Source organism: Streptomyces phaeoluteigriseus, assembly GCF_001896135.2.
Classification (GTDB): domain Bacteria; phylum Actinomycetota; class Actinomycetes; order Streptomycetales; family Streptomycetaceae; genus Streptomyces; species Streptomyces phaeoluteigriseus.
Genome location: NZ_MPOH02000019.1, coordinates 110,578 through 130,352 on the forward strand (window position 1 = coordinate 110,578; position 19,775 = coordinate 130,352).

The window sequence follows — 19,775 nt, forward strand, 5'->3', positions numbered from 1 at the left end:
GCCCGCCGGTCCGCCGCTCTGGGCGCCCTTGGCGGGCGCCCCGGCCTGCGCGGGGCGAACCAGTCGCTCGGCATCTTGTCCTCGGCCGTCGCGCGTGGTCGCCGGGTGCGTCGGCACTGCCGTCGGCTCCCGGGCGTCCGGTGGCTCCCGTCGCGGGGGCCCCGCCCGCGGCTCCGGCGGGGCCGGTGCCCTGCGCGTCGGCGCCGGCGTCGTCGCCCGCCGGATCCGCGTCGGTGACGGGCGTGCGCACGACGACCGGCGGGATGGGCCGTGAACCCGGGATGTTGATCCGGATCCGGGTCGTCAGCGTGGTCTCGGTCTTGCGTTCCTCCGGCCGTGCGGCCGAACGGCCCGTGTCCGGGCCGCCGTCGGACACCATCGGGGTGCCGTAGGGCGGCGTGCCCGAGGGGTATGCGGCTCCGCCGCGCCCGTTGGACCCGTTGGGCCCGGAGGACGGACTGTCAGTTTCACGACTCAAGGCAGGTTCTCCAGGTTGGCTCCGCCGCCCGCCACGACCTCACGGGCAGCTCGGCGGCGCGCACCACCATACTGGCCACTACTGACCCGTATCCCATGACCGCCGTGGAAACCGTCACGGGACTCGCACGCCCGCGCCACGGCGAAGTGGTACGTCACTTGCCAAGTCGGACCCCGTCGCCGACCGGTTGCCGCCCCCAGCCGATGGTGGCGCAGATCACAGCAAGTGCCATGCCGCCGAGCAGGAAGAGGTAGGAACCGCCTCCCGCGCCGAACAGGAAGTCGCCCTCGGGGCGGCCCGCGGTGAGCAGGACGACGCCGATCATCCAGCCGGCGGCGGGCGAGACGGCCCCGCCCCGGCTGCCGAGGGCCCGCGCCCCGCCGAGGAACAGCCCGGCGGCGCCCGTGAGCGCGAGCAGCAGCCCGCCGGGGAACCAGCCGGCCTGGAGGAGCGCCCCGGCCAGCGCGGTCAGCGCGCCGAGCAGCAGGAGTCCGAGGTGGGCGGCGATCCGTCCGACGGGGGGCCGTTGGAGGGGCTGGGCGAGCAGGGAACCCTGGTCCGGCATCAGACGGCCTCCTCGACACCGGCGAACAGGTCGGTCTCCCGCTGCTGGGGCCGCTCCCCGCGGACGAGTTCGTAGTACTCGGTGGTGAAGAGGGGCTGGGCCAGCTCGTTGGAGAGCGCGAAGTGGCGTTCCCCGGGGGCGACCTCGATCTGGGTGGCGTGCGCGCGCATCGCGGCGGCCTTGGCGGCGGCGTACGCGCTGCCGTCGATCTCGGTGGTGACGCTCTCGTCGTCGACGACGCCGGGTACGTCCCCGATGTCGGCGCTCTTGGCGAAGGGCAGGCCGGGCAGCTCCTCCCGGAGCCGGGCGAAGGCGGCCTCGGCGACGGAACGCGGGACGCGGTTCCAGTAGACCTTGGGGACGCTCCAGCCGGCCCCGGCGGCCAGCTCGACGGCCCGCATGGCGACGCGGTGGGCCTGGATGTGGTCGGGGTGGCCGTAGCCGCCGTGCTCGTCGTAGGTGACGAGGACCTGGGGGCGCAGGGCGAGGATCACCTCGGCGAGGGATCCGGCGGCGGCGTCGACGTCGGCCTGCCAGAAGCAGGCGGGGTCGTCGTTGTCGGGCAGGCCCATCATCCCGGAGTCGGCGTGGCGCCCGACTCCGCCGAGCAACCGGAAGTCCTGGACGCCCAGTTCGCCCATGGCGGCGGTGAGTTCGCGCAGGCGGCACTCGCCCAGGGCGGCACCGGTGAGGTGCCGCAACTGCGGCGGGATGACCTCGCCACGCTCACCGAGGGTGCAGGTGACCAGAGCCACCTGGACGCCCTCGGCCGCGTACCTGGCCATGGTCGCGCCGTTGTTGATCGACTCGTCGTCCGGGTGCGCGTGCACCAGCAGCAGACGCCGGGCTGGCAGTTCCGTCATGGGGCAACCCTACGAGGCGGGCATACATCTCCGCCCGAGGGGCAGGCGCAGAGACGGACGCGGCGTCGGGCACCCGGTCAGAACTTGATGCTGCCGATCATGCTCGCCACGCTCGTCGTCAGGTCGCTGATGGTGGGCGCGATCGTCGAGGAGGCGAGATAGAAGCCGAGCAGGATGCAGACAACAGCGTGACCACCCTTCAGTCCTGACTTCTTGATCAACAAGAAGACGATGATCGCCAGCAGCACCACCGCCGAAATCGAGAGTGCCACGGCGGCTCACCTCCAAGAACCCGGGTACGTGGGGGAATGACAGAGCTAGGGAACCTGTAAATCCATACATCAGCCAGCAGGTTCATACCCACACAGCGCTAGTGATCATAACTATGGGTGCGTGCGCATCTCTCGGCGCACAGCCGCACAAGGGGGCGCATGGCCAATATGGTCGGGGGATGACGACCGAGTCCGACTCATTCCCCCGCCGGCACGCCCGGACCCAGCGGTTCACGCTCGGCGCGCCCCGTTCGTTCACCGTGGCGCCCGACGGCTCTCGCGTGGTGTTCCTGCGCTCCCGTGCCGGTGACGACCGCAGCAACGCGCTGTGGGTGCTCGATCCGGCCGACGGCCGCGAGCGCGTGGCCGCGGACCCGCGCATCCTCCTCGGCGGCGCCTCGGAGGACCTCTCGCCCGAGGAGCTGGCGCGCCGTGAGCGCAGCCGGGAGGGCGGCGCCGGGATCGTCGGGTACGCCACCGACGCGGCGGTGGAGCTGGCGTCTTTCACCTTGTCAGGGCGGCTTTTCACGGCTGAGTTGCGGGCCGGTACGGCGCGTGGGATCCGCGTTCCCGGACCGGTGATCGACCCCCGTCCGTCACCCGACGGGCGGCTCGTCGCCTACGTGACACGGGGCGCCCTGCGGGTCGTGGGCGCCGAGGGCGAGGGCGATGTGGCGCTCGCCGAGCCGGAGTCGGAGTCGGTTTCATATGGATTGGCCGAGTTCATCGCGGCGGAGGAAATGGGCCGTTCGCGGGGTTTCTGGTGGGCTCCGGAGTCCGACCGGCTGCTGGTCGCGCGGGTGGACGACACGCCGGTGGCGCGGTGGTGGATCTCCGATCCGTCCCAGCCGGAACGTGACCCACAACACGTCCCCTATCCGGCTGCCGGGACGGCCAACGCGGACGTACGGCTGTTCGTGTTCGGCCTCGACGGCGTGCGCACGGAGGTCGTCTGGGACCGGACGCGCTATCCGTATCTGGCGCGAGTGCACTGGTCAGCGGCGGGTGCCCCGCTGCTGCTCGTCCAGGCGCGCGACCAGCGCAGCCAGCTGTTCCTGGCCGTCGACACCGAGTCCGGGGCGACCCGGATGGTGCACGCCGACGAAGATCCGATTTGGCTTGATCTTTTCCCTGGGGTGCCCTGCTGGAGCCCCTCCGGGCAGCTGGTGCGGATCGCCGACGAGGGCGGTGCCCGAGTGCTCGCGGTCGGCGAACGTCCGCTGACCGGAGCCCAGTTGCACGTCCGGGCGGTGCTGGACGTGACGGCCGACGACGTGCTGGTCTCGGCCTCGGCCGGGGAGTCGGCGGAGAGGCCCGAGATCGGCGAGGTGCACGTCTACCGCGTCAACGAACTCGGCGTGGAGCGCCTGTCCGACGAGCCCGGCGTGCACTCGGCGGTACGGGCCGGGGACGTCACCGTCCTGGTCTCGGCGACTCTGGACCGGCCCGGGAGCCGGGCGCGGGTGCTGCGGCACGGGAAGGCGCCAGCCACTGTCCGGTCGTATGCGGAGGATCCCGGCCTCTTCCCCCGCGTGAAACTCACCCAGGGGGGCGCACGGCGGATCCCGTGCGCCGTGCTTATGCCTACGGACTACCCCGGTGACACCTCGCTCCCGGTCCTGCTGGACCCCTACGGCGGCCCGCACGGGCCCCGCGTGCTCGCCGCGCACAACGCGCACCTGACCTCGCAGTGGTTCGCCGACCAGGGGTTCGCGGTGGTCGTCGCCGACGGACGGGGCACACCGGGGCGCTCACCGGCCTGGGAGAAGGCGATCAAGGACGATCTGGCGGCCGTCGCGCTCCAGGACCAGGTCGACGCGCTCCAGGCGCTCGCCGCGGACTTCCCGCTCGACCTGAGCCGGGTCGCCATCCGCGGCTGGTCCTTCGGCGGTTACCTGGCCGCCCTCGCGGTGCTGCGACGCCCGGACGTGTTCCACGCGGCGGTGGTCGGCGCCCCGGTCACCGACCTGCGCCTGTACGACACGCACTATCAGGAGCGCTACCTCGGACACCCGCGGCAGCAGCCGGAGGTCTACCGGCGGAACTCACTGGTGGACGACGCCGGCCTGGTCGACCCCGCGGAACCGGCCCGCCCGATGATGATCATCCACGGCCTGGCGGACGACAACGTGGTGGTCGCCCACTCCCTGCGGCTGTCCTCCGCACTGCTCGCGGCCGGACGCCCGCACGAGGTCCTGCCCCTGGCCGGCGTGACCCACATGACCCCTCAGGAGACGGTCGCCGAGAACCTGCTGCGCCTTCAGCTGGACTTCCTCCGCCGCGCTCTCGGCCTGTCCGGGGAGCAGCCCCCCAGGGACCACCGCGACCACTGACGAAGCACCGGCCAGGTCCGCGGGAGCGGCGCCGGCTCAGGCGCAAAAAGGGGCAACGGGCCGGGAGACATGGCGCTCCCGGCCCGTTCACGGCACCCGCACGGCCGTACGCTGTTCAGCCTGACGCGTCCGTATATCGGAATCGCGTCGGTCAAGTTGCCTGCGTGTTAACGCGGTTGCGGCTCATATGTGCCTCTATGCCCCCGTGTCTCCATGGTCTTCCCGGGGTTCCTCGGGCGGGACCACCTGCTTCTCCTCCGCGAAATGGCAGGCCGAGTCATGGGCCGCGGGTCCGCCCGTGTGACGGAACTCGGCCGGGACGGCGAGGGCCGGCACCTCCAGGGCGCACCGCTCCTGTGCCTTCCAGCAGCGGGTGCGGAAGCGGCAGCCGGACGGGATGTTCGTCGGGGACGGCACGTCGCCGGAGAGGATGATCCGCTCCCGGTGCTCGCGCGCCTCCGGGTCCGGCACGGGCACCGCGGAGAGCAGCGCCTGGGTGTACGGGTGCGTGGGGTGCTCGTAGATCTCGGCGTCGCGGCCGGTCTCCACGATCCGGCCGAGGTACATCACGCCGACCCGGTCGGAGATGTGCCGGACGATCGACAGGTCGTGCGCGATGAAGATGTACGAGAGGTCGAACTCGCTCTGGAGGTTCGCCATCAGGTTGATCACCTGCGCCTGCACGGACACGTCGAGCGCGGACACCGGTTCGTCGGCGACGATCACCTCGGGGCGCAGGGCGAGCCCCCGCGCGATGCCGATGCGCTGCCGCTGGCCGCCGGAGAACTGGTGCGGGTAGCGGTTGATGTACTCGGGGTTGAGCCCGACCACGTCCAGCAGGTCCTGGACCTTCTTGCGCCGGTCCCCCTTGGGCGCGACCTCGGGATGGATCTCGTACGGCTCCCCGATGATGTCGCCCACCGTCATACGGGGGTTGAGGGAGGTGTACGGGTCCTGGAAGACCATCTGGATGTTGCGGCGTACGGCCCTGAGGGCCCGGCCGGAGAGCTTGGTGACGTCCTCGCCCTTGTAGCGGATCCGCCCCGCCGTCGGCTTCTCCAGGTTGACCAGCATCTTGGCGACCGTGGACTTGCCGCAGCCCGACTCGCCCACGATGCCGAGGGTCTCGCCGCGGTGGAGGACGAAGTCGACGCCGTCGACGGCCTTGACCGCGCCGACCTGCTTCCTGAAGAGGACACCCCGGGTGAGCGGGTAGTGCTTGACGAGCCCGGTCACCTCGAGGATCGGCTCGGCCGGCGAGGTCGCCGGGGCGGCCGGGGCGGCTGAGGTACTAGCCATGCAGGCACTCCCTCCAGAAGTGGCAGGCGCTGCCCCGCTCCTCCTCCACCTCGTACAGGGGTGGCTCGTCGGTGCGGCACACGTCCTGGGCCATCGGGCAGCGCGGGTGGAAGGCGCAGCCCGGCGGGATGTGCATGAGGTTGGGCGGCAGGCCCTTGATGGCGTACAGCTCCTGGCCCTTCTGGTCCAGGCGCGGGATGGAGTCGAGCAGGCCGCGGGTGTACGGGTGGGCGGGCGCCTTGTAGATGTCGTGGACGGGCGCCGACTCCACGATCCGGCCCGCGTACATCACGGCGATGCGGTCGGCGACGTCGGCGACCACGCCGAGGTCGTGGGTGATGAGGATCAGGCCCATGTGCAGCTCGCGCTGCAACTCCGCGAGCAGCTCCATGACCTGGGCCTGGACGGTGACGTCGAGGGCGGTGGTCGGCTCGTCGGCGATGATGAGCGCGGGTTCCAGGGCCATCGCCATCGCGATCATGATGCGCTGGCGCATACCGCCGGAGAACTGGTGCGGGTACTGCCGGACCCGCTCCTTCGCGGCCGGGATGCGGACCCGGTCCATCAGCTCCACGGCCTTGGCGCGGGCGTCCTTCCGCGACATTCCGCGGTGCACGACGAACATCTCGCCGAGTTGGTCGCCCACGGAGAGCACGGGGTTGAGCGAGGACAGCGCGTCCTGGAAGATCATCGCCATCTCGGCGCCCCGGACCTTGCGGCGCTCCTCCTCCTTGAGCGTCAGCAGGTCCCGGCCCTGGAAGAGGATCCGGCCGCCGGTGATCCGGCCGGGCGGGGTGTCGAGGATGCCCATGACGGCCTGGGCGGTGACGGACTTGCCGGAGCCGGACTCGCCGAGCACGGCGAGGGTCTCCCCCGCGTCGACGCCGTAGGTGACGCCGTTGACGGCCTTGGCGATCCCGTCGCGGGTACGGAACTCCACGTGCAGGTCGTGCACTTCGAGCAGCATCGGCACGTCACCTCAGCTTCGGGTCGAGGGCGTCGCGCACCGCGTCGCCGAGCATGATGAACGCCAGCACGGTGAGCGCCAGGGCGCCGGAGGGCCACAGCAGCGCGTGCGGGGCGTTGCGGATGTACGGCGAGGCTGCGGAGATGTCGATGCCCCAGGAGACGGTCGGCGGCTTCAGGCCGACACCGAGGTAGGACAGGGTGGCCTCCAGCGCGATGTACGTGCCGAGCGCGATGGTCGCCACGACGATCACCGGGGCCACGGCGTTGGGCGCGATGTGCCGCAGCAGCATGCGGGAGTTGGAGGCGCCGAGCGCCCGCGCGGCCTGCACGTAGTCGTTCTGCTTCGCGGTGATGACCGAGCCGCGGGCGATCCGGGAGATCTGCGGCCAGCCCAGCAGCACCATGAACCCGATGACGGGCCAGACGGTGTTGCTGGTGACCACGGAGAGCAGGACCAGGCCGCCGAGGACGACGGGAATCGCGAAGAAGATGTCGGTGATCCGGGACAGGACCGAGTCCCACACGCCGCCGAAGAATCCGGCGAGCCCGCCGAGGACGCTGCCGAACAGGGCGACGCCGAGCGTGGCCAGGACGCCGACCGTGACGGAGGTACGGGCGCCGTACACGGTGCGGGTGTACACGTTGCAGCCCTGGCCGTCGTAGCCGAACGGGGCGCCCTGCTGGGAGCCTTCCTGGGCCTTGGCGAGGTCGCACTTGAGGGGGGAACCGGAGGCGATCACCGAGGGCCACAGGGAGACGAACACCAGGAAGAGGATGACCAGGCCGGAGAGGATGAAGACGGGGTTGCGGCGCAGGTCGCGCCAGGCGTCCGACCACAGGGAGCGGGGCCTGTCGGTGGGGCCGGTGCCGTCCGGGCCGGCCGGGGCCCTCTCCAGGGTCTCGCCCTCGGCGGTGGCGAGGTCCATCGCGCCGCCCATGCCGGTCGCGGCGATGGCGCCGTCCTCCGGGACGCGGCCCCCGCCGGACAGGAGCGGCTCGGGCGGCATCGGTTCAGGCATAGCGGATCCTCGGGTCGAGTACGGCGTACAGGAGATCGACCAGCAGGTTGGCCACCAGGAACACCAGGACGAGGACGGTCACGAAGCCGACCACGGTCTGGGTGTTCTGGCGGAGGATGCCCTGGTAGAGCTGGAAGCCGACGCCGTGGATGTTGAAGATGCGCTCGGTGACGATCGCGCCGCCCATCAGGGCGCCGATGTCGGTGCCGATGAAGGTGACGACCGGGATGAGCGAGTTGCGCAGCAGGTGGCGGGTGACGACGCGGCGCCTCGGCAGGCCCTTGGCGATGGCCGTACGGACGTAGTCGGACCGTTTGTTCTCCGCGATGGAGGTGCGGGTCAGGCGGGTGACGTAGGCCAGTGAGACGCTCGCCAGCACCAGGCCCGGCACGATCAGCTCGCCGAAGGTGGCGTCCGAGGACACCGAGGGCTTGATCCAGCCCCACTTGACGCCGAGCAGCAGTTGGAGCAGCAGGCCGGTGACGAAGGTGGGGACGGAGATCACCACGAGGGTGACCAGCAGGACGCCGCTGTCGACGGGGCGACCGCGGCGCAGGCCGGTGACGACTCCGAGGGTGATGCCGATGACGATCTCGAAGACGATCGCGATGATCGTGAGCCGGATGGTGACGGGGAAGGCCGTCGCCATCAGTTCGGTGACCGGCTGGCCGTTGAACGCCGTACCGAAGTCACCGGTGAAGACGTTCCCCATGTAGGTCAGGTACTGCTGCCAGACGGGCTTGTCGAGGCCGAACTCCTTCTCCAGCTGGGCGGCGGTGGCGGGGTCGCACTGCCGGTCGCCGCAGAGACCGGCGATGGGGTCGCCCATCACGTTGACCATGAGGAAGATCAGCAGCGTGGCTCCGATGAACACCGGGATCATCTGGAGGAGACGCCGGATCACGTACCGCCCCATCGCGGGTCAGCTGACCTTGATCTCGTTGTACACCGGGACGGAGAACGGGTTGAGCTTGACGTTCGACAGGCGGTCCGAGTAGCCGGCGCTGCCGTTCTGGTACCAGAGCGGGATGGCGCCCATGTTGTCCCGGAGCACCTCCTCGGCCTGCTGGAACGTCTCGACGGCCTTGGCGGTGTCGGTCTCGGCGTTGGCCTCGTCGACGAGGTCGTCGAACTCCTTGTTGGACCACTTGCCGTCGTTGGAGGAGGCGTTGGTGTAGTAGAGCGGCTGGAGGAAGTTCTGGATGAGGGGGTAGTCCATCTGCCAGCCCGCCCGGAACGGGCCGCTCATCTTCTGGTCGCCGATCTGGCTGCGGAAGTCGGCGAAGGTGCCGACCGGGTTGCCGACGCAGGCCTTGTCGTTGCCCAGGGCGTTGTTGATGGAGTTGCAGACGGCGTCGACCCACTGCTTGTGGGAGCCGGTGTCCGCGTTGTACGTGATCTTGACCTGGCCGCCGGGGAGGCCGCCGCCCTCCTGGATCAGTTTCTTGGCCTCCGCCGGGTCGTAGTCGCAGGCGTCCCCGCACAGGCCTTCCTTGAAGCCGCCGTCCTCCCCGAGCACCGGGGACGTCCAGTCGGTGGCGGGGGTGCGGGTCTTCTGGAAGATCGTCTCGGTGATCTGCTCGCGGTCGATGGCCCGGGACAGGCCGGTGCGGACCTTGTCGGAGCCGCTCTTGTTCCAGTTCTCGTCGTAGAACGGGAAGGCGAGGGTCTGGATGATGCCGGCGGGGGTGTTGAGGTAGCGGTCCCCGAGGTCGTTCTTGACGTTCTTGAGCTGGGCCGCGGGCACGTCGTCGACCAGGTCGAGGTTGCCGGCCAGCAGGTCGGTGTAGGCGGTGTTGTTGTCCGTGTAGACCTTGAGGTCCACGCCGCCGTTCTCCGCCGCGTCGTCACCGGGGTAGTCCTCCCACTTGCGCAGGCTCATCTGGGAGCCCTTGGCGTAGGAGTCGACGGCGTAGGGGCCGTTGCCGATCGGCTTGGACAGCCAGCCCGCGTGGTCGGTGAAGAAGGCCTGGGGCAGCGGGGCGTAGGCCGGGTAGCCGAGGGTGTCGGGGAAGGTCGAGAACTTCTGGCTGAGCTTGACCGTGAAGGTCCTGTCGTCGACGACCTTCAGCCCGGAGAGGGTGTCGGCGGTCTGCTTGCCGCCGTCCTCGGGGTGCGTCTTGTCGTAGCCCTCGATGTACCCGAAGAAGTACGCGTTCTTCTGGTTGTTCTTCAGGCTGGCGCCGTAGTTCCAGGCGTCGACGAAGGACTTGGCGGTGACCTTCTCGCCGTTGCTGAAGGTCCAGCCGTCCTTGACGGTGATGGTGAAGTTCTGCGAGTCCGAGGTCTCGATCTTCTCGGCGAGCATGTCCTCGGCCTCGCCGGTCTCCGGGTTGTACTTCTTCAGGCTCCGGAAGATCATGTCGAGGACCTTGCCGCCCTGCACCTCGTTGGTGTTGGCCGGCTCCAGCGGGTTCTGCGGGTCTCCCCACGAGGAGCTGAGCACCGCACCGCTGTCGCCCCCGCTGTCGCCCCCGCCCCCGCAGGCCGTGGCCACGAGGGCTACGGCCGCCGCGCATGCGGCCCACTTGGCGTGCGTGGCTCCACGCATGGATGACTCCTCTCACCGCGCTTCACCCGAGCGCTGTGCCGTCGTGCCGACGTCCGTATTGACGTACTGATCCTTTATCGGCCAATATCACCGCAAAAGGTGCATGACGCACACGCGCGCCACCCGTCCGGGTGCCGAAACTCCGTGAACCGTGGACGGCCGGCGACAGCCGGGGAAGCTCACCGGCCGGGGTGCGCGGACCGCGGGGTGCCGACCGCGGGCACCACCACCGGCCGGGGCGTACGGACCGCGAGGTGCCGACCACGGGCACCACCACCGGCCGGGGTGCGCGGACCGCGGGGTCTGACCTCGGGCTCCACCACCGGCCGCGGCGTGCGGACCACGAGGCGCCGACCACGGGCTGCGAGACGCGGGAACCGGTGGTGCGGGAGGCCAGGGTGCGCCCGATGCGGGCTGCGGCACAGGACGGCGGCCGGGCGGGCCTGGGAGACGCGTCACGCGGGCCGGGTGCCCGGGGCGTCGCGGCGCGTGGACGCGGGCCGGGTGCCCGGGGACCTCCCCCCCTCCATGCGGTGGTGGGAGGAGGCCGACCTGCGACCGGGACGGACGGCACGCTCAGGTGCGTCGGCGTGGGGCCGGGCCCTCGCGCAACGAACGTACGACGACGGGAGGCGGGGTCGGTGACCCCGCCTCCCGTCGTGATCGTCACCGGCGCGGGCCGAACCCGGCGGCGACGCACACGCCGCGGGGCGAACCCCGGGCTGACACTCGGCTCGCACGGCGAACGCGGCGCCGACACGCTCGCGCCGCAGGGGCGCAGCCCGCTGCGACGCCTCCGCCCTACGGGCGAACCCCGCACCCGCGCCCGCCGCACGGCGAACCCGCGTCGGTCACTTCTTGCCGGCGGGACCGCCCTCCGCGTCGCTCTCCAGCGCCCTGAGCGCCGGGTCGAGGATGACGTCCTCGTCTCGGCGTTCCGTGGTCGGGTCCTCCGGGAAGTGGCAGGCCGTCAGGTGGCCGGGGCGGTTGCCCGAGAGCTGGACCAGCGGGGGCTCCTCCGTCGCGCACTTGTCCTGGGCCTTCCAGCAGCGGGTGCGGAAGCGGCAGCCGGACGGCGGGTTGATCGGCGAGGGAACGTCACCGTAGAGCCGGATCCGCTCGCGAGCGGGGGTCTCTCCCTCGATCTCGACCTCGGGGACGGCGGAGAGGAGGGCGTGGGTGTACGGGTGCCGGGGGCCGTTGTAGATCGACTCGCGGTCGCCGACCTCGACGATCTTGCCCAGGTACATCACCGCGACCCGCTGCGAGAAGTGCCGGACGACGGCCAGGTCGTGGGCGATGAACAGGAACGCGATGCCGAGTTCCCGCTGCACCTTCTGCAGCAGGTTGACGACCTGCGCCTGGATCGACACGTCCAGCGCGGAGACCGGCTCGTCCGCGACGATCAGCTTCGGCTGCAGGGCCAGCGCGCGGGCCACGCCGATGCGCTGGCGCTGACCGCCCGAGAACTCGTGCGGGAAGCGGTTGTAGTGCTCAGGGCTGAGGCCGACCAGTTCCAGCAGCTCGCGGACCCTGGTCTCGCGGCCGCCCGTCGGCTCGATCCCGTTGATCTCCATCGGCGACTTGATGATCGTGCCGACGGTCTGACGCGGGTTCAGCGAGGAGTACGGGTCCTGGAAGATCATCTGGATCTCGGAGCGCACCGGCGCCAGCCGGCGGCGCGAGGCGTGGGTGATGTCCTGCCCCGAGTACGTGATCCTGCCCGCGGTGGGCTCCAGCAGGCGGGTGATCAGCCGGCCGGTGGTCGACTTGCCGCAGCCCGACTCGCCGACCAGGCCGACGCTCTCGCCGACGCCGACGGTCAGGTCGACGCCGTCGACGGCCTGGACCGCGCCGACTTTCCGTTTGATCGGGAAGCCGCCGTGGATCGGGAAGTGCTTGGTGAGGCCCTCGACCTTCAGCAGCGGCTCGGGGGACGGGGTGTCGGTCGATCCCTGCTGTGTGGGGAGGGTGAGGTTGTCGCTCATGTCTCGGTGCTCCCTAGCGCAGCCGGGGCTGGATCTTGTCGATGAAGATGGTCTGCTTCTGCTCGGCCGTCAGATGACAGGCCGCGGCGCGCCCCGCGGCCAGCGTCGGCCGTTCCTGCGAGCAGAGGTCTCCCGCGACCTGGTCCTTGAAGGCACAGCGCGGGTGGAAGGGGCAGCCGGAGGGCGGGTTGAGCAGCGACGGCGGGCTGCCCGGGATCGGGTCCAGGGCCTGGTTGATGTCCCCGTCCAGGCGCGGCATCGAGCTGAGCAGACCCCAGGTGTAGGGGTGCTTCGGTGAACGCAGCACCTCCTTGACGGAGCCGCGCTCCACGGCCCGGCCGGCGTACATCACCAGCAGGTCGTCGGCCATGCTGGAGATGACGCCGAGGTCGTGCGTGATGAAGACGATCGCGGAGCCGAACTCCTGCTGGAGGTCCTTGAGCAGGTCCAGGATCTGGGCCTGCACGGTGACGTCCAGTGCGGTGGTCGGCTCGTCGGCGATCAGCAGCTCGGGGTCGCACATCAGCGCCATGGCGATCATCGCGCGCTGGCGCATACCGCCGGAGAACTGGTGCGGGTAGTCGTCGAAGCGGACCTTGGGCTGCGGGATGCCGACCTTCTCCAGCATCTGGATCGCCCGGTCCTTCGCCTCCTTCTTGGAGGCGCCCCGGTGCTTCATGTAGGGCTCGGACAGCTGTCGGCCCACGGTGTAGTACGGCGACAGGGCGGTCAGCGGATCCTGGAAGATCATCGCCATCTTGTTGCCGCGGAGCCGCTCCAGTTCCCGCTCGGTGGCGGTGACCAGTTCCTTCCCGTCGAGGAGGATCTCGCCCTCGATGGTCGTGGTCCGCGGGCTGTGCAGGCCGAGGACCGTCAGGTTGGTGACGGACTTGCCGGAGCCCGACTCGCCGACGATGCCCAGGGTCCTGCCGCGCTCGACGTCGAAGGACAGGCCGTCGACCGCCTTGACGATGCCGTCCTCGGTGGAGAACCGCACCTTCAGATCGCGCACCGACAGGAAGCCCTCCGGGCCGGTGGGGGCCGGGGCGTCCTCGGTCTTGGTCAGTGTGGTCACGATGGTTCGTTCTTCCTAGGAGAGCCGGACGCGCGGGTCGATCCAGGCGTACACGATGTCGACGAGGATGTTGAGGAGCAGGATGAAGAAGGCTCCGAACAGCATGACGCCCATCGTGAGCGGGAGGTCCTTGTTGACCGCGCCGTCCACGGCGAGGCGTCCGATGCCCTGCAGGGAGAAGGTGAGTTCGGTGACCACACCGCCGCCGAGCAGAGCGCTGATGTCGATGCCGAGCACGGTGACGATCGGGATGAGCGAGCCGCGCCAGGCGTAGCGGAAGAAGACGTACTTCTTGCCCATGCCCTTGGCGCGGGCGGTACGGACGTGCTCCTCGGCGAGCTGCTCGATCATGGAGGCGCGCGCCATACGCGTGTACTGCGCGGTGAAGATGGTGGCCATGACGACCATGGGGATCCACAGTCCGGCCAGCCAGCCGAACGGGCTCTCGGTGAAGGGCACGTACTTGGGGCTCTCCACCCACCCGGTGCTGTACACGAAGATCATCAGCACGATCGGGCCGAGGAAGTAGATCTGGAACGAGCTGAGCACCATGGAGGCGCCGGTGGCGAGCTTGTCGACCGTGGAGCCCCGCCGGTACGCGGCCAGCATGCCCGCGCCGATACCGATGGTGAGGAAGACGAGTATGGCGCCGGCGGTCAGCGACAGGGTCAGCGGGAAGCGGTCCATGATCGTGTCCCAGACGAAGTCGCCCGAGTAGAAGGACTGTCCGAGGCACGGGGCGGCGCAGTGGCCGTCGGGGAAGTCACGGCCGACCACGATGCCGGACATGAAGTCCCAGAACTGCTGGGCGACCGGCAGGTTGAGGCCGAGGGCCTCGCGGATGGACTCCAGTCTCGCGGGCGAGCAGTCCCTGCCACAGGCCAGAGAGGCGTAGTCGGACGGTGCGGCGACGAAGAGGAAGAAGGTGGCGGCGCCGATGAGGAACAGGGTGACGACGGCACCGACCAAGCGCCGGAGGATGAACTGAAGCATGGCGGGGAGGCTGCTCTCTGCGGAGACGGTCAGGTGGTTTCACGGAACCGCGGGGGTGCGCTCCGCCTGGTGCGCACCCCCGCGGTCAGCCGGAGAGAGTTACGACTTCAGGAACAGTCGGGTGACGTCGATGTAGCTCGACTCGGTGCTGTAACGGGCACCGCCGATGTTCGAGCCGTAGAGCTGGAACTGCTTGGTGTACCACAGCGGAGCGGCCGGGTTGACCTTCTCCAGGATGTAGTGGTGCGCCTCCTGCCAGGTCTTCGCCGCCTCGGTGGGCTCCTGGGTCAGGGCCTTCTGGATCAGCTCCTGCACCTTCGGGTCGTCGATGTGCGAGTAGTTCGACGAACCCTTCGCGACCTGGTCACCGTCGTAGATGGGCGTCACGACCGTGCCCGGGGACGGCCAGTCCTGGCCCCAGCCGGTGATGTAGATGTCGTACGGGTTGTCCAGCTCACCGATCTGCTGGTAGTAGCTGGCGGAGTCGATCTCCTTGGCGACCACGTCGATGCCCACCTTGCTCAGGGCGTCCTCGATGGCGACCTTGCGCTTCTGGCCCGCCTCGGTGTTGCCGTAGGCGAAGACGAGCTTCCTCTCGGCGGCCGGGACGTCGGCGAGCAGTTCCTTGGCCTTCTCGAGGTTGCCCTGCGGTGTCTTGAGGCGACCGTAGGGGTCGTAGGTGGCCTCGTAGCCCGGCAGGGTCGGCGCGAACAGGTTCGGGGCCACGTCACCGCCGTAGGCGCCACCCTCACCGGCGATCAGCGACTTGGAGTTCACCGCGTAGGTGACGGCGTCGCGGATCTTCTTGTTCTTGACCCGGTCCAGGTTGAACGTCAGCTGCATGACGTAGGGCTGGTAGCCCTTGATCGTGCGCTGGTTGACGGCCGGGGTGCCGATCACGTCCTGGATCTGGGTGGCGTCGACGCTGCCGGTGAACTGGATGGCGCTCTTGGCGTCACCCTGGTCGGAGATCAGACGCTTGGTCTGGGTCGACTCGGTGACACCGAACTGGACGTCCCACAGGTCCACGTACTGGTGGCGCACGGAGTCGGTCTTCGGGTCCCACTGGTCGTTCTTGACGAGCTTGAGGGACTTGCCGACCTTGTACTCGGAGATCTTGTACGGGCCGAGGGAGACGGGGGCCTTGTCGTACTTCTCCTTCGTGTCGGACCCTTCCGGAACGATGGAGTAGCCCGGCATGGCCAGCGTCTGCGGAAGGTCCGGACGCGGCTTGTCGAAGTGGAAGACGACCGTCTTGGCGTCCGGGGTCTCCAGGACCGAGTCCGGCAGGTGCTTGGCACCGTAGCCGCCGTCCGGCAGCGCCTTGCGGTACTCGGCACCGCTCAGCCAGGTCTGCAGGTAGGTCGGGCCGTCGAAGATGAACTCGGCGTAGGTGCGCTCGACGGTGTGGCGGATGTCGGCGGAGGTGATCACCTTGCCGTTCTGGTCCTTGACGCCGTCCTTCAGCGTGAACGTCCAGGTCTTGCCGCCGTCGGAGGACTTGCCGGAGTCGGTCGCGAGGTCACCCACGACCGAGACACCGCCCTTGCCGTCCTCCTCGAAGTTCGTCAGCCCGCGGAAGAGCAGGTTGGCGACCTGGCCGGCGTCGGAGACGTAGATCTGACCCGGGTCCAGGTGGGTCAGGCCCGCTTCCTGGTAGACGGTTATGGTGCCGCCGCTCTTGGCGCCGGGGACCTCCTCGGCCGGGCCGGTCGAGGCTGCGGCGTCGGCGTAGGTGACGGCCTTCGACTGGGAGGACGCCTCCTCCTGGTCCTTCTTGGAGTCCTTGCCCGAGCTCGAGCCCTTGTTCTCCGAGCAGCCTGTGAGCGCGAGGGAGCCGGCCGCGATGGCGACCACTACGGCGCGCGCTCTGCGCGAGGTGAACGACTTCATAGCGGTGAATGCACCTACCTGTCGGTTGTTATCCATGAGTACTGCCTGACGCGGCCGGTAGGCGTCGCGGGGGCGGCAGTCACCCCCCACCAATGGACGGTTTAGCGCCCGGACTTGGGGTCGAAGGCATCCCGTACCGAGTCTCCGAGGAGGTTGAAGCACAGGATGAAGATCACCAGCGCCACACCCGGGAAGAACATGAACGCCGGGTCCTGCTCGGCGTAGCGGGCGCCGGCGGCGAACAGCCGTCCCCAGTCCGGGGTGGGCTCGACGAAGCCGACACCGGCGAAGGAGAGGAACGCGATGGTGAGGATGGTGCTCGGCAGCTGGTACGTGAACTGCACCAGGATCGGCGAGACGATGTTCGGCAGGATCTCCTTGCGGACGATCCGCACCGGGGAGGCGCCGGCGACCTTGGCGGCCTCCACGAACTCGCGCTCACGCAGGGACAGCACGGTGGAACGGACGAGTCGGGCCATGCCCATCCACCCGAGCACCCACAGCACGATCAGAATCGCCACCGCCCGGAAGTACGTGGGGGTCTCCTCCCGGGGGTCCACGAAGAACGCGGTCACGACAGGCATGAAGGCGATGAAGAAGAGCTGCGACGGGAACGACAGGAAGAAGTCCGTGATCCTGCCGAGCCAGTAGTCGGTGCGGCCGCCGAAGTAGCCGCCGACCAGGCCGATGATGACGCCGGTCAGCATCACCAGCACGGTCACGCCCAACGCCATGAGCAGCGAGGTGCGCATGCCGTAGAGCAGCATGGCGAAGAGGTCGCGGCCGTACTGCGGCTCGACCCCGAACCAGTGGCTCCCCGAGACACCGCCGAACCAGCCGAGCGGCAGACCGAACTCGTCCAGCACGGGCTGATCGGCGTACGTGGGGTCCTGACCGTACAGGGTGTAGGGATCGGAGCCGCTGATCATGGTGAGCAGCGGCGCGCACAGCGCCACGACGAAGTAGAAAATCACTACGCCGGCGCAGATCATCCCTGTACGGTCACGCTTGAAGCGCTGCCACATCAACTGACCGGGGGAGCGGCCCTCAAGCTTCTTCGCGCCCTCGGCGACCTGCGAGGTCGCGTCGAGCTCAGGGTCCAAGGCGACCGCGGAGCCGGGGCCCTCGGTCTTTGCTGGACTGGTCATGTGTGTACTTCCCCCGGGGGTTGGAGAGTTGAGCGCAGCACAGATACCGGCAGGTTCTGTGGTTTGGGGGAACTTTCGCCAAGTAAGTCAACGCGCGTCAAGGCCGGAAGACATAGGGATCTCCCTACCGTCCATATTTTGAGCAAAAATTGCAAAGATTGACACCTGCGCGCGCTTGACAGGTGAAATGCTAAACGGTCATTTCAGACATGAAGTGACTATTTTTTGTTTACATGTCCGAAACGCGTTGGCCGGATAACCGATAACCGGACGGCTTCTCCTGCGGCTCGGACAGCGGGCTCGCACCCTGCCCGGGAAGCGCCGCGGCACACCCCTCACGCCCTCTCCGGAACCGGCCTCGAGCACGCCGAAGTCCCGGCCCTCCGCTCAGGAGGACCGGGACCCCGGTGAAGAACCGTCAGCCGTGCTTGGCGCGGCTCGCGGAGCGGGCCCGCTCGCGCTGGTCGAGAACGACCTTGCGGATGCGAACCGCCTCCGGAGTCACCTCGACGCACTCGTCGTCGCGGCAGAACTCCAGCGACTGCTCCAGCGACAGCTTGCGCGGCGGGACGATCGCCTCGAAGGAGTCGGCCGAGGCGGACCGCATGTTCGTGAGCTTCTTCTCCTTCGTGATGTTCACGTCCATGTCGTCGGCGCGCGAGTTCTCGCCGACGATCATGCCCTCGTACACCTCGGTGCCGGGGTCGGTGAACAGCACGCCGCGCTCCTGGAGGTTCGTCATCGCGAACGCGGTGACGGCACCGGCGCGGTCGGCGACCAGCGAACCGTTGTTACGGGTCGTCAGCGTGCCGAACCACGGCTCGTGGCCCTCGTGGATGGAGTGGGCGATACCCGTGCCGCGCGTGCCCGTGAGGAACTCGGTACGGAAGCCGATGAGACCGCGGGACGGCACGACGAACTCCATGCGGACCCAGCCCGAGCCGTGGTTGGACATGTTGTCCATCCGGCCCTTGCGGACGCCCATGAGCTGCGTGACGGCACCCATGTGCTCCTCGGGCACGTCGATCGTCATGCGCTCGACCGGCTCGTAGACCTTGCCGTCGACGAGCTTGGTGACGACCTGCGGCTTGCCGATGGTCAGCTCGAAGCCCTCACGGCGCATCTGCTCGACCAGGATGGCCAGCGCCAGCTCACCGCGGCCCTGCACCTCCCAGGCGTCCGGACGCTCGGTGTCCAGGACACGGAGGCTGACGTTACCGATCAGCTCGCGGTCCAGGCGGTCCTTGACCTGCCGGGCGGTCACCTTGCGGTCCTTGACCGCGGCCTTGTTCTCGGCGCCCTTGCCGGTACCGCCACGGCCGACCAGCGGCGAGGTGTTCGTACCGATGGTCATCGAGATCGCCGGCTCGTCGACCGTGATGAGCGGCAGCGCGACCGGGTTCTCCGGGTCGGCGAGGGTCTCACCGATCATGATCTCCGGGATACCGGCCACGGCGCAGATGTCACCCGGGCCGGCCTTCTCGGCGGGCTTGCGGGTGAGCGCCTCGGTCATCAGCAGCTCGGTGATGCGCACGTTGGACATCGTGCCGTCGCGCTTGATCCACGTGACGGTCTGGCCCTTGCGCAGCTCGCCCTGCTCGACGCGCAGCAGCGCGATACGGCCGAGGAAGTTGTCGGCGTCCAGGTTGGTGACGTGCGCCTGGAGCGGAGCCTCCTCGTCGTACTCCGGAGCCGGGACGTGCGACAGGATCGTGGAGAAGAACGGCTCCAGGTTCTCGCTGTCCTTCGGGACGGTGCCGTCCTCGGGCTTGCTCAGCGAGGCGACGCCGTCACGCGCGCACGCGTAGACGATCGGGAACTCGATCTGGTCCTCGTCGGCGTCGAGGTCGAGGAAGAGGTCGTAGGCCTCGTTGACGACCTCGTCGATGCGCGAGTCCGGGCGGTCCGTCTTGTTGATGCACAGGATCACGGGCAGGCGGGCCTGGAGCGCCTTGCGCAGCACGAAGCGGGTCTGCGGCAGCGGGCCCTCGGAGGCGTCCACCAGCAGCACGACGGCGTCGACCATCGACAGACCACGCTCGACCTCCCCGCCGAAGTCGGCGTGACCGGGGGTGTCGATGATGTTGATGGTCACGACGTCCCCCCCGTCCTTGGGGTGGTACTTCACCGCCGTGTTCTTGGCGAGGATCGTGATGCCCTTCTCACGCTCCAGGTCGTTCGAGTCCATCATGCGGTCGTCGAGCGACTCGGCGGCGTGCGCGGCGAAGGCGCCGGCCTGCTTGAGCATGGCATCGACCAGAGTCGTCTTGCCGTGGTCGACGTGGGCGACGATGGCTACGTTGCGAATATCGTGGCGCGTGGCCATAAA

At 69.1% G+C, this 19,775-nt stretch carries 15 protein-coding genes and 1 pseudogene; 1 reads left to right on the forward strand and 15 read right to left on the reverse strand.

Annotation, left to right across the window (positions count from 1 at the left end):
• The 4 genes and pseudogenes from BM536_RS43340 to BM536_RS30100 all read right to left on the reverse strand — a co-directional run.
• Positions 1-478 (reverse strand): annotated as a pseudogene (locus BM536_RS43340) (hypothetical protein); the annotation flags it as partial.
• A 154-nt stretch (positions 479-632) separates the two neighbouring features.
• Positions 633-1,043, reverse strand: coding sequence for a DUF6113 family protein (locus tag BM536_RS30090; protein WP_073498767.1), 411 nt, complete (start codon positions 1,041-1,043; stop codon positions 633-635).
• Positions 1,043-1,906, reverse strand: a complete 864-nt coding sequence (gene mshB / locus BM536_RS30095) for an N-acetyl-1-D-myo-inositol-2-amino-2-deoxy-alpha-D-glucopyranoside deacetylase (RefSeq protein WP_073498769.1) — start codon at positions 1,904-1,906, stop codon at positions 1,043-1,045. Before mshB ends, BM536_RS30090 begins: the two co-directional genes overlap by 1 nt.
• 77 nt (positions 1,907-1,983) lie before the next feature.
• The gene (locus tag BM536_RS30100) at positions 1,984-2,178 is read right to left on the reverse strand and encodes a hypothetical protein (protein ID WP_073498771.1); all 195 of its coding nucleotides are present in this window, start codon (positions 2,176-2,178) and stop codon (positions 1,984-1,986) included.
• A gap of 179 nt (positions 2,179-2,357) precedes the next feature.
• Here BM536_RS30100 and BM536_RS30105 point away from each other — a divergent pair, with 179 nt between their 5' ends.
• A complete protein-coding gene (locus tag BM536_RS30105) occupies positions 2,358-4,511 on the forward strand; it encodes a S9 family peptidase (RefSeq protein ID WP_073498772.1) in 2,154 nt (717 codons plus the stop codon).
• 195 nt (positions 4,512-4,706) lie between these two features.
• On the opposite strand, the gene BM536_RS30110 is transcribed toward BM536_RS30105, so the two are convergent.
• The 11 genes from BM536_RS30110 to typA all read right to left on the reverse strand — a co-directional run bounded on the left by BM536_RS30110 (position 4,707) and on the right by typA (position 19,772).
• Positions 4,707-5,810 carry an ABC transporter ATP-binding protein gene (locus BM536_RS30110; RefSeq protein ID WP_073498774.1) on the reverse strand — a complete coding sequence of 368 codons (1,104 nt, stop codon included), beginning with the start codon at positions 5,808-5,810 and terminating at the stop codon, positions 4,707-4,709.
• Positions 5,803-6,777, reverse strand: coding sequence for an ABC transporter ATP-binding protein (locus BM536_RS30115; protein ID WP_073498781.1), 975 nt, complete (start codon positions 6,775-6,777; stop codon positions 5,803-5,805). The genes BM536_RS30110 and BM536_RS30115 overlap by 8 nt, the downstream gene beginning before the upstream one ends.
• A gap of 7 nt (positions 6,778-6,784) precedes the next feature.
• Positions 6,785-7,798: an ABC transporter permease gene (locus BM536_RS30120; protein WP_073498776.1), complete on the reverse strand. Its 1,014-nt coding sequence runs from the start codon at positions 7,796-7,798 to the stop codon at positions 6,785-6,787.
• Positions 7,791-8,714 (reverse strand): ABC transporter permease, encoded by a 924-nt coding sequence (locus BM536_RS30125; protein WP_073498778.1) that lies wholly within the window; start codon positions 8,712-8,714, stop codon positions 7,791-7,793. The genes BM536_RS30120 and BM536_RS30125 overlap by 8 nt, the downstream gene beginning before the upstream one ends.
• 6 nt (positions 8,715-8,720) lie before the next feature.
• Positions 8,721-10,349: a peptide ABC transporter substrate-binding protein gene (locus BM536_RS30130; RefSeq protein ID WP_073498779.1), complete on the reverse strand. Its 1,629-nt coding sequence runs from the start codon at positions 10,347-10,349 to the stop codon at positions 8,721-8,723.
• Positions 10,350-11,200: 851 nt separating this feature from the next.
• Entirely contained in the window at positions 11,201-12,337 is a 1,137-nt protein-coding gene (locus BM536_RS30135; RefSeq protein WP_073491987.1) for an ABC transporter ATP-binding protein, read from the reverse strand.
• A 13-nt stretch (positions 12,338-12,350) separates the two neighbouring features.
• A complete protein-coding gene (locus tag BM536_RS30140; protein ID WP_073491988.1) occupies positions 12,351-13,412 on the reverse strand; it encodes an ABC transporter ATP-binding protein in 1,062 nt (353 codons plus the stop codon).
• Positions 13,413-13,427: 15 nt separating this feature from the next.
• On the reverse strand, positions 13,428-14,405 hold the full coding sequence (locus BM536_RS30145) for an ABC transporter permease (protein WP_073491989.1): 978 nt from the start codon (positions 14,403-14,405) through the stop codon (positions 13,428-13,430).
• A gap of 99 nt (positions 14,406-14,504) precedes the next feature.
• A complete protein-coding gene (locus BM536_RS30150) occupies positions 14,505-16,298 on the reverse strand; it encodes an ABC transporter substrate-binding protein (protein ID WP_073491990.1) in 1,794 nt (597 codons plus the stop codon).
• A 101-nt stretch (positions 16,299-16,399) separates the two neighbouring features.
• Positions 16,400-17,446, reverse strand: coding sequence for an ABC transporter permease (locus BM536_RS30155; protein ID WP_073491991.1), 1,047 nt, complete (start codon positions 17,444-17,446; stop codon positions 16,400-16,402).
• A gap of 418 nt (positions 17,447-17,864) precedes the next feature.
• Positions 17,865-19,772 carry a translational GTPase TypA gene (typA, locus tag BM536_RS30160; protein WP_073491992.1) on the reverse strand — a complete coding sequence of 636 codons (1,908 nt, stop codon included), beginning with the start codon at positions 19,770-19,772 and terminating at the stop codon, positions 17,865-17,867.
• Between the last annotated feature and the right edge of the window lie 3 nt (positions 19,773-19,775).

Coding starts and splice junctions, on each gene's coding strand:
- BM536_RS30090 (WP_073498767.1), bottom strand. CDS start 1,043: ATGCCGGACCAGGGTTCCCTGCTCGCCCAGCCCCTCCAACGGCCCCCC.
- mshB (WP_073498769.1), bottom strand. CDS start 1,906: ATGACGGAACTGCCAGCCCGGCGTCTGCTGCTGGTGCACGCGCACCCG.
- BM536_RS30105 (WP_073498772.1), top strand. CDS start 2,358: ATGACGACCGAGTCCGACTCATTCCCCCGCCGGCACGCCCGGACCCAG.
- BM536_RS30110 (WP_073498774.1), bottom strand. CDS start 5,810: ATGGCTAGTACCTCAGCCGCCCCGGCCGCCCCGGCGACCTCGCCGGCC.
- BM536_RS30115 (WP_073498781.1), bottom strand. CDS start 6,777: ATGCTGCTCGAAGTGCACGACCTGCACGTGGAGTTCCGTACCCGCGAC.
- BM536_RS30120 (WP_073498776.1), bottom strand. CDS start 7,798: ATGCCTGAACCGATGCCGCCCGAGCCGCTCCTGTCCGGCGGGGGCCGC.
- BM536_RS30125 (WP_073498778.1), bottom strand. CDS start 8,714: ATGGGGCGGTACGTGATCCGGCGTCTCCTCCAGATGATCCCGGTGTTC.
- BM536_RS30130 (WP_073498779.1), bottom strand. CDS start 10,349: ATGCGTGGAGCCACGCACGCCAAGTGGGCCGCATGCGCGGCGGCCGTA.
- BM536_RS30135 (WP_073491987.1), bottom strand. CDS start 12,337: ATGAGCGACAACCTCACCCTCCCCACACAGCAGGGATCGACCGACACC.
- BM536_RS30145 (WP_073491989.1), bottom strand. CDS start 14,405: ATGCTTCAGTTCATCCTCCGGCGCTTGGTCGGTGCCGTCGTCACCCTG.
- BM536_RS30150 (WP_073491990.1), bottom strand. CDS start 16,298: ATGAAGTCGTTCACCTCGCGCAGAGCGCGCGCCGTAGTGGTCGCCATC.
- BM536_RS30155 (WP_073491991.1), bottom strand. CDS start 17,446: ATGACCAGTCCAGCAAAGACCGAGGGCCCCGGCTCCGCGGTCGCCTTG.
- typA (WP_073491992.1), bottom strand. CDS start 19,772: ATGGCCACGCGCCACGATATTCGCAACGTAGCCATCGTCGCCCACGTC.